Annotated in this window: 14 protein-coding genes; 7 read left to right on the top strand and 7 right to left on the bottom strand. The window is 71.2% G+C overall.

The genetic code is table 11. The features are described from left to right. Positions 1-131 precede the first annotated feature (131 nt). Complete coding sequence (locus tag AB0L00_RS42655) at positions 132-1,838, top strand: glycerol-3-phosphate dehydrogenase/oxidase (protein ID WP_364443480.1); 1,707 nt, start codon at positions 132-134, stop codon at positions 1,836-1,838. 162 nt (positions 1,839-2,000) lie between these two features. After that, positions 2,001-2,549 carry an N-acetyltransferase gene (locus tag AB0L00_RS42650; RefSeq protein WP_364443479.1) on the top strand — a complete coding sequence of 183 codons (549 nt, stop codon included), beginning with the start codon at positions 2,001-2,003 and terminating at the stop codon, positions 2,547-2,549. Positions 2,550-2,616: 67 nt separating this feature from the next. On the opposite strand, the gene AB0L00_RS42645 is transcribed toward AB0L00_RS42650, so the two are convergent. After that, entirely contained in the window at positions 2,617-4,029 is a 1,413-nt protein-coding gene (locus AB0L00_RS42645; protein WP_364443478.1) for a cytosine permease, read from the bottom strand. A 266-nt stretch (positions 4,030-4,295) separates the two neighbouring features. Between AB0L00_RS42645 and AB0L00_RS42640 the strand changes: the two genes are divergently transcribed. Next, positions 4,296-7,016: a SpoIIE family protein phosphatase gene (locus AB0L00_RS42640; RefSeq protein WP_364443477.1), complete on the top strand. Its 2,721-nt coding sequence runs from the start codon at positions 4,296-4,298 to the stop codon at positions 7,014-7,016. A gap of 277 nt (positions 7,017-7,293) precedes the next feature. On the opposite strand, the gene AB0L00_RS42635 is transcribed toward AB0L00_RS42640, so the two are convergent. Continuing rightward, positions 7,294-7,506 carry a hypothetical protein gene (locus AB0L00_RS42635; protein WP_364443476.1) on the bottom strand — a complete coding sequence of 71 codons (213 nt, stop codon included), beginning with the start codon at positions 7,504-7,506 and terminating at the stop codon, positions 7,294-7,296. Further along, complete coding sequence (locus AB0L00_RS42630; protein WP_364443474.1) at positions 7,503-7,919, bottom strand: ATP-binding protein; 417 nt, start codon at positions 7,917-7,919, stop codon at positions 7,503-7,505. Before AB0L00_RS42630 ends, AB0L00_RS42635 begins: the two co-directional genes overlap by 4 nt. Before the next feature lie 168 nt (positions 7,920-8,087). On the opposite strand from AB0L00_RS42630, the gene AB0L00_RS42625 reads away from it, so the two are divergent. Both AB0L00_RS42625 and AB0L00_RS42620 read left to right on the top strand, forming a co-directional pair. Next, positions 8,088-8,864, top strand: a complete 777-nt coding sequence (locus AB0L00_RS42625) for a helix-turn-helix transcriptional regulator (protein WP_364443473.1) — start codon at positions 8,088-8,090, stop codon at positions 8,862-8,864. After that, the gene (locus tag AB0L00_RS42620; RefSeq protein WP_364443471.1) at positions 8,855-8,947 is read left to right on the top strand and encodes a DUF397 domain-containing protein; all 93 of its coding nucleotides are present in this window, start codon (positions 8,855-8,857) and stop codon (positions 8,945-8,947) included. Before AB0L00_RS42625 ends, AB0L00_RS42620 begins: the two co-directional genes overlap by 10 nt. A gap of 16 nt (positions 8,948-8,963) precedes the next feature. On the opposite strand, the gene AB0L00_RS42615 is transcribed toward AB0L00_RS42620, so the two are convergent. Beyond that, the gene (locus tag AB0L00_RS42615) at positions 8,964-9,479 is read right to left on the bottom strand and encodes an HAD domain-containing protein (RefSeq protein WP_364443470.1); all 516 of its coding nucleotides are present in this window, start codon (positions 9,477-9,479) and stop codon (positions 8,964-8,966) included. 75 nt (positions 9,480-9,554) lie between these two features. On the opposite strand from AB0L00_RS42615, the gene AB0L00_RS42610 reads away from it, so the two are divergent. Together AB0L00_RS42610 and AB0L00_RS42605 are read left to right on the top strand one after the other, a co-directional pair. Continuing rightward, positions 9,555-10,028: an Rrf2 family transcriptional regulator gene (locus AB0L00_RS42610; protein ID WP_364395392.1), complete on the top strand. Its 474-nt coding sequence runs from the start codon at positions 9,555-9,557 to the stop codon at positions 10,026-10,028. 48 nt (positions 10,029-10,076) lie between these two features. Then, complete coding sequence (locus AB0L00_RS42605) at positions 10,077-11,273, top strand: MFS transporter (protein ID WP_364443469.1); 1,197 nt, start codon at positions 10,077-10,079, stop codon at positions 11,271-11,273. Between the two features lie 163 nt (positions 11,274-11,436). On the opposite strand, the gene AB0L00_RS42600 is transcribed toward AB0L00_RS42605, so the two are convergent. Genes AB0L00_RS42600 through AB0L00_RS42590 form a run of 3 tightly spaced genes read right to left on the bottom strand, consistent with a single transcriptional unit; the run spans position 11,437 to position 14,138 of the window. Further along, positions 11,437-11,709, bottom strand: a complete 273-nt coding sequence (locus AB0L00_RS42600; protein WP_364443467.1) for a FeoC-like transcriptional regulator — start codon at positions 11,707-11,709, stop codon at positions 11,437-11,439. 55 nt (positions 11,710-11,764) lie between these two features. After that, positions 11,765-13,918, bottom strand: coding sequence for a ferrous iron transport protein B (gene feoB, locus AB0L00_RS42595; RefSeq protein ID WP_364443465.1), 2,154 nt, complete (start codon positions 13,916-13,918; stop codon positions 11,765-11,767). After that, a complete protein-coding gene (locus tag AB0L00_RS42590) occupies positions 13,911-14,138 on the bottom strand; it encodes a FeoA family protein (RefSeq protein ID WP_364395342.1) in 228 nt (75 codons plus the stop codon). Before AB0L00_RS42590 ends, feoB begins: the two co-directional genes overlap by 8 nt. Positions 14,139-14,225: the final 87 nt, after the last annotated feature.

Genomic DNA, 14,225 nt, shown 5'->3' with positions numbered 1-14,225 from the left:
ACGCCGGCGTGCCGACCAGACCGCCCGTCCTGGTCAGCTGCGTGCCGTCCAGCGCCTTGCTGATCCCGAAGTCGATGACGCGGGGCCCCGAGCCACCCCGCCCGCGCCCGACCTCGGAGGAGAACCCGAACGTGAAAGCCGTATCCCTCGGACCGGCCTACCGCGCGCAGACCGTGCGCGACCTGGCGGGCGGCGAGTTCGACGTGCTGATCGTGGGCGGCGGAGTCGTGGGCGCCGGCGCGGCGCTCGACGCCGTGTCGCGCGGCCTGTCCGTCGCAGTGGTCGAGGCCGCGGACTGGGCGGCCGGGACGTCCAGCCGGTCCAGCAAACTGATCCACGGCGGCCTGCGCTACCTGGAGCAGCGCGACTTCGGTCTCGTACGGGAGGCGCTGCGCGAACGCGGCCTCCTGCTGAACCGGCTCGCGCCGCACCTCGTACGCCCGGTGCCGTTCCTGTACCCGCTCACCCACCGCATGTGGGAACGCTTCTACGTCGGCGCGGGCGTCGGCCTGTACGACACGATCGGCGGCGCCCGGTCGATGCCGCGCCACCGCCACCTGACCCACCGCGGCGCCCTGAAGATCGCCCCCGCGCTGCGCGGCGACACGTTCGTCGGCGCGATCCAGTACTTCGACGCGCAGGTCGACGACGCGCGGTTCACGATGACGCTGGCCCGTACGGCCGCCGCCTACGGGGCGTCCGTGCTGACGCGGGCCCGCGCCGTCGGCTTCCTCCGCGAGGCGGACCGCGTCGTCGGCGCGCGGATCCTCGACCTGGAGAACGACGAGGAGCTGACCGTACGGGCCCGGCACGTCATCAACGCGACCGGCGTGTGGACCGACGAGGCCGGCCGGCTCGCGCACGCGCGCGGCGGTCCCCGGGTCACCGCGTCCAAGGGCGTGCACCTCCTCGTCCCGCGCGACCGCATCCGGCTCGACACCGGCCTGATCCTGCGCACGGAGAAGAGCGTGCTGTTCGTCATCCCGTGGGGCCGGCACTGGATCATCGGGACCACCGACACCGCGTACGACCTGGACAAGGAGGAGCCGGCCGCGAGCCAGGCCGACGTGGAGTACATCCTCGAGCACGTCAACGCGGTGCTGCGCACCCCGCTGGTGCCCGAGGACATCGAGGGCGTGTACGCCGGGCTGCGCCCGCTGATCTCCGGCGGCGCCGACGACACCACCAAGCTGTCCCGCGAGCACACCGTCGCCCAGCCGGTGCCCGGGCTCACCGTCATCGCCGGCGGCAAGTTCACGACCTACCGGGTCATGGCGGAGGACGCCGTCGACGCGGCCGCCGAGGACCTTCCCACGACGGTCCCGCCGTCCGTGACCGACCGGCTGCCGCTGATCGGGGCCGTCGGGTACGAGGTGCTGTGGAACGAGCGGCACCGCCTCGCCCGGCGCAGCGGCCTGCACGTGGCCCGCGTCGAGCATCTGCTGAAGCGGTACGGCTCGTGCGTCCACGAACTGCTGGAACTGATCGAGGAGGACCCCCGCCTCGGCGAGCCGCTCGGCGCCGCCAAGGACTACCTGAAGGCCGAGGTCGTGTACGCGGCGTCGCACGAGGGGGCGCTGCACGTCGAGGACGTCATGCGCCGCCGCACCCGCGCCGCGATCGAGGAGTGGGACCAGGGCGCCGCGGCCGCGGTGGAGGTCGCCGCTCTCATGGCGCCGGTGCTGGGCTGGGACGACGAGACGGCCAAGCGCGAGACCGAGCTCTACGTACGGCAGGTCGAGGCCGAGCGGCACGCCCGCCGGCAGACGGACGACGCCGCCGCGGCAGCCGCCCGCGGCCAGGCGCCGGGCCTGTTCGCGGAGCGTGCCGCGTCCTGATCCTCAGGTTGCAGATCGTGCGGGCGGGGTGTCCGGGGCCACCCCGCCCGCAGTTCTTCGCGGTGCCGTCGACGTCGGCGGCGGGACGCACATCCACTGACCCGGGCCGCTCGAGGCGAAAATGGCATGCGTGCCGCCGAGCGCCTCCCTACTCTGCCGTGCATGACCCTCCGCTCAGAGCGACCAGACGACCGTCCGGCCGTGCGGGACCTCCACCTGCGCGCGTTCGGCGACCATGGGAAGGTGGTGGCCGGCCTGGTCGACGCGCTGCGGGCGGCCGTCGCACCGGACGAGCGGCTCTCGCTCGTCGCGGAGCACGCGGGCCAGGTCGTCGGGCACGTGATGTTCACACCCGCCCTGCTCGACGCTCCACGACGGTTCGTCGACGTTCAGGTGCTCAGCCCTCTGGCCGTACGGCCGGACCAGCAGGGCCGCGGCATCGGCTCGGCGCTCGTGCGGCACGGCCTGGACGTGCTGGCCGAGCGCTCCGTCCCGGTCGTCTTCCTCGAGGGCGCGCCCGGCTACTACTCCCGCTTTGGATTCACCGCCGGTGGCGAGCAGCACTTCCGCAAGCCGTCGCTGCGCATCCCCGACGCGGCCTTCCAGGCCGTCAGGCTGCCGGCGTTCGAGCCGTGGATGACGGGGACGCTGGTCTACTCGGAGACGTTCTGGCGGCACGACGCGGTGGGCCTGCGCGACCCCGACGCGTAGCGCCGAAGCCTGGTCACTGGCGCCTGCCGCCGTGCGGAGCGCGACGGACGCCAGTGATCTTCGCTTTTCAGGCCGACGTCGCGCGGGCGACCGGGCGCATCCAGACGTAGTAGAGCACCGACGCGACGACCAGCCCGATGATCCAGGAGATGTCGGCGCCGCCGAGGTGCTTCACGAACGGACCGGTGTAGAACGTCGAGCTGACGAACGGCACCTCCACCAGGACGCCGATCGCGTACGCGCCGATGGTCCGCCAGTTGACCCCGCCGTACACGCCGTCCGGACGGAAGATCGCGTCGATGTCGTACCGCTCCTTGCGGACGAAGTAGAAGTCGACGAGGTTGATCGCCGTCCAGGGGATCAGGAAGTACGCCAGGAACAGAATGAAGTTCTCGAAGTTGTGCAGGAAGTCGGCACTGGCGGCGAGCGCGACGACCGTGCCGACGAGGGCGGCCACGATGATGAACCCGAGCCGGACCCCGCCGTTCATCCGCATCGGGCGCAGCGCCGTCAGCGTCGTCGTCGCCGACATGAACATGCCGTAGAGGTTCAGCACGTTCACCGCGATGATGCCCAGCACGATGATCAGCGAGAACGCCCAGTGCGGGCCGCCCAGGCCGACCACGAACGACACCGACCCGCCCTCGAACGACTTGGCCGCCACGGCGGCGCAGACGCTGCCGAACGCCATCATCCACACGGTGCCGATCACGCTGCCGGCGTACGTCCACCAGAACGCCGCCCGTACCGAGGTCGACTCCGGCAGGTAGCGGGAGTAGTCGGCGACGTACGGCGCGTACGTGATCTGCCAGGTCGCCGCGATCGCCACGACCAGGAGGAACGTGCCCGCCCCGACGTGCCCGGAGTGCCAGACGCGGCCCACGTGGTGGTCGGTCAGCAGCCGGTACGTCAGGTACAGGAACCCGATGGCGGCGATGAGGCTGATCCATCGTTCGTACTGATGGATGAGCCGGTAGCCGTACGCGGCGAGGACCGTGCAGAGGGCCGACACGATGATCGTGGCGGGCGTCCGGCCGATCCCCCACCAGCCGGCCAGTGCCGACCCGCCGAGCACCGCGCTGGTCGCGAAGAACCCGACGTACATCAGCACGACGAGCAGCAGCGGCACGATCGCCCCGTAGAACCCGAACTGCGCCCGGCTCTGGATCATCTGCGGGATGCCGAGCTTCGGCCCCTGCGCCGAGTGCAGGGCCATGAAGATCGCGCCGAGCAGGTTCCCGAGGACGAGGGCGACGATCGCCCAGGGCAGGGGCAGCCCGAGGATCACTCCCAGCGCGCCGGTGACCGCCGTGGTCACCTGCATGTTCGCGCCGAACCACACGGTGAACAGGCTCCGCACCGATCCGTGCCGCTCCTCGGGCGGGACGAAGTCGATCGATCGCCGCTCGACCCCGAGCGCACCGCCCTCCGCCTGTCCGCCGGCGACTCGCGAGCCGCCGCTGACCTCCTGTTTTGCCATGTGCGCACCCTCACGCCCACGCCCCGCGTCCCGCAAGAACCCTTTTCCACGAACCGTCTCGGATCCGAGACGAACGGCACTTCGTCCGACCTGGTGGGCGTCTGGAGGTCTGTCTCCGATAGGGCGAGCCGAAGCCGGGAACGGCGGCACCGGCGAATCCGATTGGACACGCAGGGTGGTGTTATTAATATGGTATGGAAATATTTTTCCGGCGGCAGCGGAAGCGTTCCCGCCATCCGCCCGCCGGGGGCCCGCCCGATCGGCGGGTGTCTTTGCTGAGCCTGCGCAGTGTCGCCGGGCAGATGTTCCTCCTGCAGGTCGTGATCGTGGCCCTGCTGATCGCGGCATGGGTGGCGGTCGAGGTGTTCCAGGCGGCGCATGACGCTATGCGGCAGGGGCGCCGAGAGTCGCTCGTGGCCGCCGAGGCGTTCGCGAACGCCCCCGGGGTGGTGCAGGCGCTGCGCGGCCCGAACCCCACGGCGGTGCTGCAGCCGCGCGCCGAAGCGGCCCGCAAGAGAGCGGGCGTGGACTACATCGTCGTCCTGAACACCCACGGCATCCGCTATACGTACCCCTACAAGAAGTACATCGGGAAAAAGTTCAGCACTGACATCCGACCGGCGCTGGAAGGCCGCGCCGTCATCCAGGAGGGAGGCGGGCCGCCCCTGCCGGCGGGCACCGGAACGGACGTTCGGGCGCTGGTCCCGGTGACCGACGACCATGGCGCCGTGGTCGGCGTGGTCGCCGCCGGGATCACGGTGAAGAACGTGGCGAGAGCTTGGACGCCGCAGCTCCCGATCACCATCGGGAGTGGCGTGGCCGCGCTGGCGCTGGGCGCGGCCGGGACGGCGCTGGTGTCCCGGCGGCTGCGACGGCAGACGCACGGACTGGGCCCCGCGGAGATGACGCGGATGTACGAGCACCATGACGCGGTCCTGCACTCGGTACGGGAAGGGGTGCTGATCACCAGCGCCGACGGGCGACTGCTGGTGGCCAACGACGAGGCGCGCCGGCTGCTGGGCCTGCCGGACGACGCGGAGGGGCGGCCCGTGGGAGAACTGGGGCTGCCACAGCAGATGACGACTCTGCTCCTGTCGGGAGACTGCGTGACCGATGAGGTCCACCTGGCCCAGGACCGGTTGCTGGCGGTGAACAAGCGGCCGACGTTCCCGGGCCGGGCGCAGACGGGCAGCGTGGTGACGTTGCGGGACACCACGGAACTGGCGGCGGTGTCGGGGCGGGCCCAGGCGATGCGGGAGCGGTTGAAGCTGCTGTACGAGGCGGGGGTACGGATCGGGAGCACGCTGGATGTGACGTGTGAGGCCCAGGAGCTGGCCCAGGTGGCCGCCTCCGGGTTCGCCGACATCGTCACGGTGGATCTGTCGGATGCGGTGCTGCGGGGCAAGGAACCGGCGGAGGAGGCGCTGCCGATGCGGCGTGTCGCGATCGGCGGCCGGTTCTCGACGTCGCCGTTGTGGCCGGTGGGTGAGCAGGTGTGGTTCTCACCGGCGGCGCCGCAGATACGAGCGTTGGAGCAGGGGTACGGCCTGCTGCAGGCGGACCTGCGGCAGGCCCGAGGGTGGCAGGAGCAGGATCCGGTACGCACCCACAAGGCGCTGGAGGACGGGTTGCACTCGCTGGTGGCCGTGCCGTTGCAGGCGCGGGGTGTCCCGCTGGGCGTGGTGAGCTACTACCGGGTGGGAGATTCGCCGGCTTACGAGAACGACGACCTGTTGGTCGGCGAGGAGTTGGCCGCGCGGGCGGCGGTGGCCATCGACAACGCGCGGCGCTTCACCCGGGAACGCGCGATGGCGGTCACGCTGCAGCGGAGTCTGCTGCCGCGTCGGCAGCCGGAGCAGGACGCGCTGGAGGTGGCCTGGCGGTACCTGCCCGCCGAGGCGGGGGTGGGCGGGGACTGGTTCGACCTGATCCCGCTGCCGGGGGGACGCGTGGCGCTGGTGATGGGCGACGTCATCGGCCACGGGATGCACGCGGCGGTGACGATGGGCCGGCTGCGCACCGCCGCCCACAACTTCGCCGCCCTGGACCTGCCGGTGGAGGAGGTCCTGTGGCACCTGGACGAACTGGTCGCGCGGATGGACAGTGAGGAGGACACCGGCCAGGACGCGGAAGGTCACGGCGGCGACGGGGTCACGGGCGCGACGTGCCTGTACGGGATCTATGACCCGGTGACGGGCACCTGCACGCTCGCCCGCGCCGGACACCCCGGCCCGGCGGTGGTGTACCAGGACGGGACAGTCACCTATCCGGACGTACCACCCTCACCTCCGCTCGGCCTCGGCGGCTACCCCTTCGAGACCACCGAGCTGCGCCTGCCGGAGGGCTCACGACTGGTGCTGTACACCGACGGGCTCATCGAGGACCGAACCCGCGACATCGACGCCGGCCTGGAGGAACTGCGCCGGACGTTGGAGCGCGCGGAGGGACTCAGTCCGGAGGACACGTGCCAAGCGGTGATCGACTCCGTCGCGCCGCCGCACCCCGCTGATGACGTAGCGCTGCTCGTGGCGCGCACCCGGTTGTTCCCACGCTCACACGTGGCCGAGTGGGACGTTCCGGTCGACGCGGCGGCGGTCCCCGCGGTACGGGCCAAGTGCGCTGCGAAGGTACGGGAGTGGGGCCTGGAGGAGATCGCCTTCACCACCGAACTCATCATCAGCGAACTGGTCACGAACGCCATCCGGTACGGAGCACCGCCGATCAAGGTGCGGCTGCTCTACGGGCGCTCCCTGACCTGTGAGGTCTCCGACGGCAGCAGCACCTCACCACGACTCCGGCGCGCCGCCACCACCGACGAAGGCGGCCGCGGCCTGTTCCTCGTGGCACAGCTCGCCGAACGCTGGGGAACCCGCTACACGACCAACGGCAAGGTCATCTGGGCCGACCAGGCCCTTGGCGACGGTAGTTCGCCCGCCGAGGGCGGAGCACTGGCCGACGTCCTCGAGCAGTTCGACGCCGCCTCCTGAGTGACCGCCTACGCCGACCACCCGCAGCCGGCGGCGCGGCCCGGGGCGGGACGTCACCCGCCGAGGGTGGCGCACCCGCCGACGTCCTCCTCCAGCAGTTCGACGCCGCCTCCTTCTGCGCAGGTTCGGCTACTCGAACAGGTGACGGTGGGGCACTTTGCACCGCCCGAGACGGCACGTCGCCGCTGCCGTTGCCGGATCGCCGTCGGCGTTGACGGCATGCTGCCGGATTCGTCCCCGTACGAGCGACAACAAGGACGCCAATGTTCCAAGGGTTCTACGGACGGCTCCGCTTCTCCGCTCGGTGGCGGCCTCGCCGGCCAGGTGGGTCGAGTTCGGCCAGGAAGTGCCGCGCATGGCGGGGGTACTTGGTGACCAGAACCCTCAACCACTGAACCTCCGCGACCTGCGACGCTCCGGTGAAGCGCATCGCGTCGAGCACCGCGTGGAACTCGACGAGCGAGCGCCGCAGCCGTTCCTCCGGCGTCACGCCGTCGGCTCCTCGCCCGCGGTTCGCGCGTGCGGGAACGCGGTCTCGCACCAGACGGCCCGCCCGGAATCGCCGGCGTAGGTGCCCCACCGTCCGCCCGTGAGGATGTCGACCATCCGCAGTCCGCGCCCTCCCGTCGCGTCCGGTCCCGCCTCGGCGATTCGCGGAACGCCGCCGGAGGTCCCCGCGTCCACCACCTCGACGCGAATCGCGTCGGTGAGTGAGAGCAGCGTGACCGTCACGCGCTTGGAGCCCGAATGGCGGATGGCGTTCGTCGCCAATTCACAGGCGAGGAGCACGACGTCATCGGCGATCGCCTCGTAGGCCGGGACGAGCATGTCGTACGCCCAGCGGCGCATTCGGCCGACCTCCGATGCCGCTCCCGGCAGGTCGAGCTCTCCGAGAATTCTCACCCCGGTCATTTCGCGGAACACCATGAGCCGCCCTTCCGTCGTCTCGATAGGACTCCCCACAATGCGCTGCGCCGACTACAATCCGTACGCAGTCGAATACGGATCACGAACAACGAAACGGACCGAGGAGTTCTTGAAGCGACCCTGAACTCCGGCGCGGAGGTACAAATGGGCACTCCCCCCGGCCCAACGCTGCTCAAACTCGGCGCGGCGATTCGCCGCTATCGGCAGGCCGCCGGATTCACACAGGCGCAGCTCGCCCAACGGATCAATTACTCCGAAGGGTGGCTGAGCAATCTGGAGACCGGCCAGCTCCGCCCCAGACGTAAGGCCGTCGACGCCGTCGAGAAGGCACTCGGCCTGCCGAACGGGGTCCTCATGGACCTCTACGACCTGCTCACCGAGGAGACCCCACCCGGCTGGTTCCGCCCCTGGCTCGAAGAAGAGCGCGCCGCCACCGGCTTCCGGTCCTTCGAGCCCATGGTCGTTACAGGCTTCCTTCAGCGCGAGGAGTACGCCCGTGCGCTACTCAACGGCGACGAGGCGGCCGTCACGGCGCGGCTGGAGCGCCAGGAGATCCTCGTACGCAGCAATCCCCCGACCCTTCGCTGCGTCATCGACGAAATGGCCCTCTATCGTGAGGTGGGAGACGCCGCCGTCATGCGCGCTCAGCTGGAATACCTGGTAAGCCGCGTATCGCCGCTGATAACCGTCCAGGTGGTTCCCGCCGCCGCGAATCCCCACAGAGGGGGCGGATTCACCCTCGCGACCGTCGATGGCGGCGAGGTAGCCTACGTGGAAACGGCCGTTCGTGGCATGGTCACCAGCAACCGGGAGGACATCTCGGTTCTGTCGCACACCTGGGAGTCCATCCGGACTTTCACCCTGTCACAACAGGAGTCGGTCGAGTTCATCACGAGGGTGGTAGCGGAAAGATGGACCTGAGCCGCGCCGAATGGCGTAAGTCCACACGTAGCACCGAGAACGGCGGCATGTGCGTCGAGGTGACCGTTCTGGAAGACGTCTAGTCGGGGCCACCGCGCTTCAGCGGTGGGCGGCCAGCCATCGGCCCATGACGTCGAAGTCCTCGCCGGTCAGGCCGAGGCGATGGTCAACGTAATGCAGGAGAGCCCGCCCTCGATGGTTCGCGGACACCCAGGCTCGATCCGCGTCGGTGATCTCGTCGTCGACCCAGACGAATGAGCGTCCGGCGGCCCACTCGACCAGGCCACGGGTCTTCCAGTGCAGCCCGCGGTCGTACTCATCGTCCTCAGCGGAGTCGGGCCACACCAGCACCGGCAGTTGGGGCAGGCCCAGCCGTGGGGCGATCTCGTCGTTCGCGTCCTCCATCCACGTCGTGGCCCACACGAGGTCGCACGGCAAGGCCGACAGCCGCCTTCCGTGGTCGGGATCGAGCCTGGCCAGGAGCGGGTTCGTGGCCGGCTCCGGCGGATCGAACCCTGCCTGCCCTGCGGGCTCCCGCCCGGGCCTGACCCCGAACGGGATCAGCGGTCCGTCGACGTCGAGGAAGAGCAGCGGGCGGCCGATGACATCGGTCATGGCCCGCACCGTAGCGCCGGACGTGACACGACTTCCATAGAAAATCATGGACATGTAACATCCAGGTTCGTGCGAATGGGTGAAGGGGTCGAGTGGGGTCTGCACTGCTGTCTGGCGCTGGCCTGGATCGGTGATGACGAGCCGCTGTCGACGGCGAAGCTCGCGGCGTGGTTCGAGCTGCCACCCGCGTACCTGAACAAACGACTCCAGGCGCTCGTACGGGCCGGCGTGCTGACCTCGACCGCCGGAGCGCGCGGCGGGTTCCGCCTGGCCCGGCCCCCGGAGAAGATCACGCTCATGGACGTGGTGTCCGCGCTCGAGGGGCCGGACGAGGCGTTCCGCTGCACCGAGATCCGGCAGCGGGGGGCGGGCGCGGAGGCGCCCGCGAGCGAGTTCCGGCACGCCTGCGGTGTCTCCGTCGCGATGCGCCGGGCGGAGCTGGCGTGGCGGCGCGAGCTGGCCGCCCAGACGATCGCCGACCTGATGGCCGAGGCGCCGCCCTCCGCCCCCGCCCGCGCCCGGCGCTGGCACGAGCGCGTCAACGGCTGATCGAAATTTCGACGAACGAGCAGGGAACGACGTGTAAGGAGAATCTGGATGAATAATGTCCTGATTGGTCGTGATGCCGAGCGGGCGACGGCAGGTGGCCTGACCTCCACGCTGGTCCTGGCTCTGGGGACCTTCGCCGTGGGGACGGACGCCTTCATCGTCGCCGGCTTCCTGCCGTCCATGGCCCGTACGCTGCACGTCTCCGTCGGCGCGGCGGGCCAGTCGGTGACGGTGTTCGCGGTCGCGTACGCCGTCCTGGCGCCGGTCCTGGCGACCGCGACGGCACGGCTGCCGCGCCGCGCGCTGCTGGTCGGCGCGTTGCTCGTGCTCGGCGTCGCCAACCTCGCGTCGGCGCTCGCGCCGGACCTGCCCCTGCTGATCGTGAGCCGGGTGCTGGCGGCGGCGGGCGCCGCCGTCTACACGCCGGGGGCCGGCGCGGTGAGCGCCGCCCTGGTCCGCCCGGAGAAGCGGGCGCGCGCGCTGGCCGTGGTCGTGGGCGGGCTGACCGTCGCGACCGCGATCGGAGTGCCGCTGGGCGACCTGGCCGGGCACTGGTTCGGCTGGCGTACGGCGCTCGGCCTGGTGGCGGCGCTCTCCCTGGTGGCCGCCGTCGGCGTCTGCTGGATCATGCCGTCGCTGCCCGGTGGACCGCGCGTCCCGTTGCGGGCCCGCCTGGCACTGCTGTGGCGGCCCACCGTGGCGTCGGTGCTGCCGCTGACCGTCCTCGGCATGGGGGCGAGCTACACGGTGTACGCCTACAGCGTCCCGGCGTTGCGGAGCGTCGGCGTGCCGGACGGCTCGATGGTCCTGATGCTCTTCCTGTACGGCGCGGGCGCCGTGGCCGGGAACCTCGTGGCCGGCTACGCCACGGACCGATGGGGGCCGGTCCGCGTGCTGAGCGGCGGTTACCTCGCCATGGCCGTGTCCCTGGCGGCGCTCGGGCTCGTCGCCGCGACCGGGGTCCGAAGCGCGGCGGCCGCGGGGGCGCTGGTGCTGCTGTGGGGCGCGAGCACCTGGACGCAGACTCCCCCGCAGCAGCACCGCCTCATCGCCGCCGCGCCGCAGGAGGCCCCGCTCGCCGTCTCGCTCAACGCCTCATCGATCTACGTCGGGATCGGCGCCGGCACCGCCCTCGGAGGCGCGACCCTCGGCGCGGGCCCGTCCGTGATGTACGCCCTGGCGGCCGGGGTGGCGGCGCTCGCCTTGGTGTTCCTGCGCTGGACCACCCGGGCCGGGCGCGGATGACCGCCGTCTTCGCGCGTACGGCCGGGCGGTCCGAGCCGCGCTCTTCCGTCTCCGTGCGCGGCGGCCGGGGCGTACCCCATCCTCAAGGCGACCCGGAGTCCGTCGCGCGGCGGCTTCCGCCGGGCCGGACCACCCCGGTACGAGTCGCGCGGTGGAGTGCCGGTCAGGGGCGGCGCACGCTGATGGCGAGCAGCACCGGGCCGTCGCGCCGCGTCCCGCAGCCCGGCTTGCCGTCGTCGCCCTGGGGGCAGCCGCCGCAACCCCCGCTCGGGCAGGCGGCCCCCAGGTCCTCGGCCGACAGCCGGCCCTTGCGGACCCAGTAGTCGACCATCGACTCGGCCTCCTCGCGGCTGACGCCGACGCGGCGGGCGATCTCGTCGAGGCTCGCCCCGCGCGAGGTCGTGATCTCCTTGAGAATCTGCCGCAGTGCGCTCATGCGACCTCCTTCGTCGGAGGAGGGGCGAGAGACGCTGTGCTCACGATTCGCTCGCTCATAGAAAGAGGCCTCCGATCTGGAAGACGGCGACCGCGAGCAACCAGGCGACGACCAGTTGCATGCCGATGCCGAACAGGGTCATCCGGCCGCCGAGTTCGGCGCGCTGCGCCGCGACGGTCGTCATGCACGGCGTGTACGCCAGCAGGAAGACCATGAACGCCAGCACGGCCGGGATCGGATGGCCGTGGGAGGTCCGCTCGAACGTCTGCCGCAGGGCGGGCCCGAGGCTCCCGGCCCGGTGGTTGTCGGACGGCTCGCCCATGCTGTACGTCTGGGAGACCGTCGAGACGACGGCCTCCTTGGCGACGAAGCCCGTGATCAGGGCCGCGGACGGGTGCCAGTCGCCGAAGCCCGCCGGGGCGAACGCCGGGGCGACGGCCCGGGAGGTGCTACCGAAGAGGCTGTGCTCGATGGGGGTCCTGCCGAACCCGCCGTGACCGCCGCCGGCCGGGATCGAGGAGAGCAGCCACACGACGGTGACGGTCGCGACGATGAGGCCGCTCGCGGTCCGCAGGAACGCCCAGAGCTTCTGCCAGGTCTGCGCGCCGATGACCCGCAGGGTCGGCAGGCGGTACGGCGGCAGGTCCAAGACCAGTGGTTCGTAGCTCATGCCGCGGAACAGGGTGCCCCGCAGCAGCAGGCCCATGCCGACGACCAGGACGATGGACAGGACGTACATCGCGAACACCACGGTGCCCGCGTTGCTGCCGAAGAAGACGCCCGCCACCAGGACGTACACCGTGAGGCGGGCGCTGCAGCTCACGAAGGGGATCAGCAGGCCGGTCAGGAGGCGGTGCCGCCGGTCCGCCAGGATGCGCGTGCCGGCCAGGGCGGGCACGTTGCAGCCGAACCCGACGACCAGCGGCAGGAACGCCCGGCCGGGCAGGCCGATCAGGCGCATCAGCCGGTCGACGACGAAGGCCGCCCGCGCCATGTAGCCGGAGTCCTCCAGCACCGACAGCAGCACGAACATGATCGCCATCAGCGGCACGAAGCTGAGCAGTTGGCCGACACCGCCGATGATGCCGTTCAGCACCAGGCCGGACAGCCACACCGGAGCCGAGACCCCGCGCAGGGCGTGTGCGGCCCCGCTCGTGACCGGTCCGTCGATGAGGCTCTGCAGGCCGCTCTGGAGCGGTGCCGCGGCCTTCGTCGTGAGGATGAACACGCCCCACATGACGAGGAGGAAGATCGGCAGGCCGACCCAGCGGGAGGTCAGCACCCGGTCCACCCGGTCGGACACCGTGGCCCGTACGTCGCCCTTCCGGCGGACCGTCTCGGCGATCAGGCGGTGCGCCCAGGCGTACCGCTGCTCGGCCACGACGATCTCGAGGTCGTCCAGGTCGTCCAGATCTTCTGCCTCGTCCTCGGCGAGCAGGCCCGCGCCGGCGGCCCGCGCCAGCGCGCCGACCTCCTCCGGTACGCCCGGGACCGTCTCGCCGGTGAGCAGGGCGGTGGCCGTCCATCGTTCCGGGTACCGCAGCAGCGCCTCGGCGGGCAGGAGTGCGGCGACGTCCGCCAGGACCGCCTCGACGTCCTCGCCGAGGTCCGGCTCGCCCGGCGGGCGGCGCTCGGCGAGCGCGCCGGCGACGGCCGTGCGCAGCGCGTCCAGCCCGCGGTTCTGGCGCGGCACGACGGGGACGACCGGCGCGCCGATGAGCTCGGCGAACCGGTCGACGTCGATCCGGATGCCGCGGGCCTCGGCGATGTCGACCATCGTGAGGGCCACGACGATCGGCACGCCGGTCTCCATGACCTGGGCGAGCAGGTAGAGGTTCCGCGCGAGGTTGGCGCTGTCGAGGGTGAGCACGACGACGTCGGGGCGGTCGTCCATCCCCCGGTCGACCAGCAGGTCGCGGGTCAGCGCCTCGTCCGGTGAGTCGGGCAGCAGGCTGTAGGTGCCGGGAAGGTCGATGAGCGTCATCTCGCCGTCGGGGGTCCGCCAGGTGCCGCGCGCGACGCTGACGGTCTTGCCGGGCCAGTTGCCGACCCGCTGGCGAGCCCCGGTGAGGATGTTGAACAGCGTCGACTTCCCGACGTTGGGGTTGCCGACGAGCGCCACCCGCGCGTGCCCCTCGTCGACGCCCGGGGCGTCGGCGTCGCAGCAGGGCTTCTCCAGGACCAGCCGGGTCAGCGGGCGCTCAGACATCGGCGGGCTTGACGAGAAGGGTCTCCGCGGTGAATGAGTCGACGGCGATCCGCGAGTCGCCCAGGGCGAGGACCAGCCCGCCCATCGTTCCTCTTCCGATGACCGACAGGACGGCGCCTCGCACGAAGCCCAGCTCGATGAGACGCCGCCGGTGCCGCCGGTCGCCGGTGACCCGGCACACCTCGAGACGCGACCCGACCGCGCAGCCCCGCAAAGTCATCCAACCTCCAGCAGCCTAATGCTGATAAGGCTAGCCTTACCTGGCCGCATCTCAACCCACGTGAGATTCAAATCACCCGGTCGATTA

Source organism: Actinoallomurus sp. NPDC052308 (genome assembly GCF_040679195.1).
Classification (GTDB): Bacteria; Actinomycetota; Actinomycetes; order Streptosporangiales; family Streptosporangiaceae; genus Actinoallomurus; species Actinoallomurus liliacearum.
The sequence above is the reverse complement of the archived record's forward strand: the minus strand, read 5'-3'. Positions and strand labels throughout refer to the sequence as shown.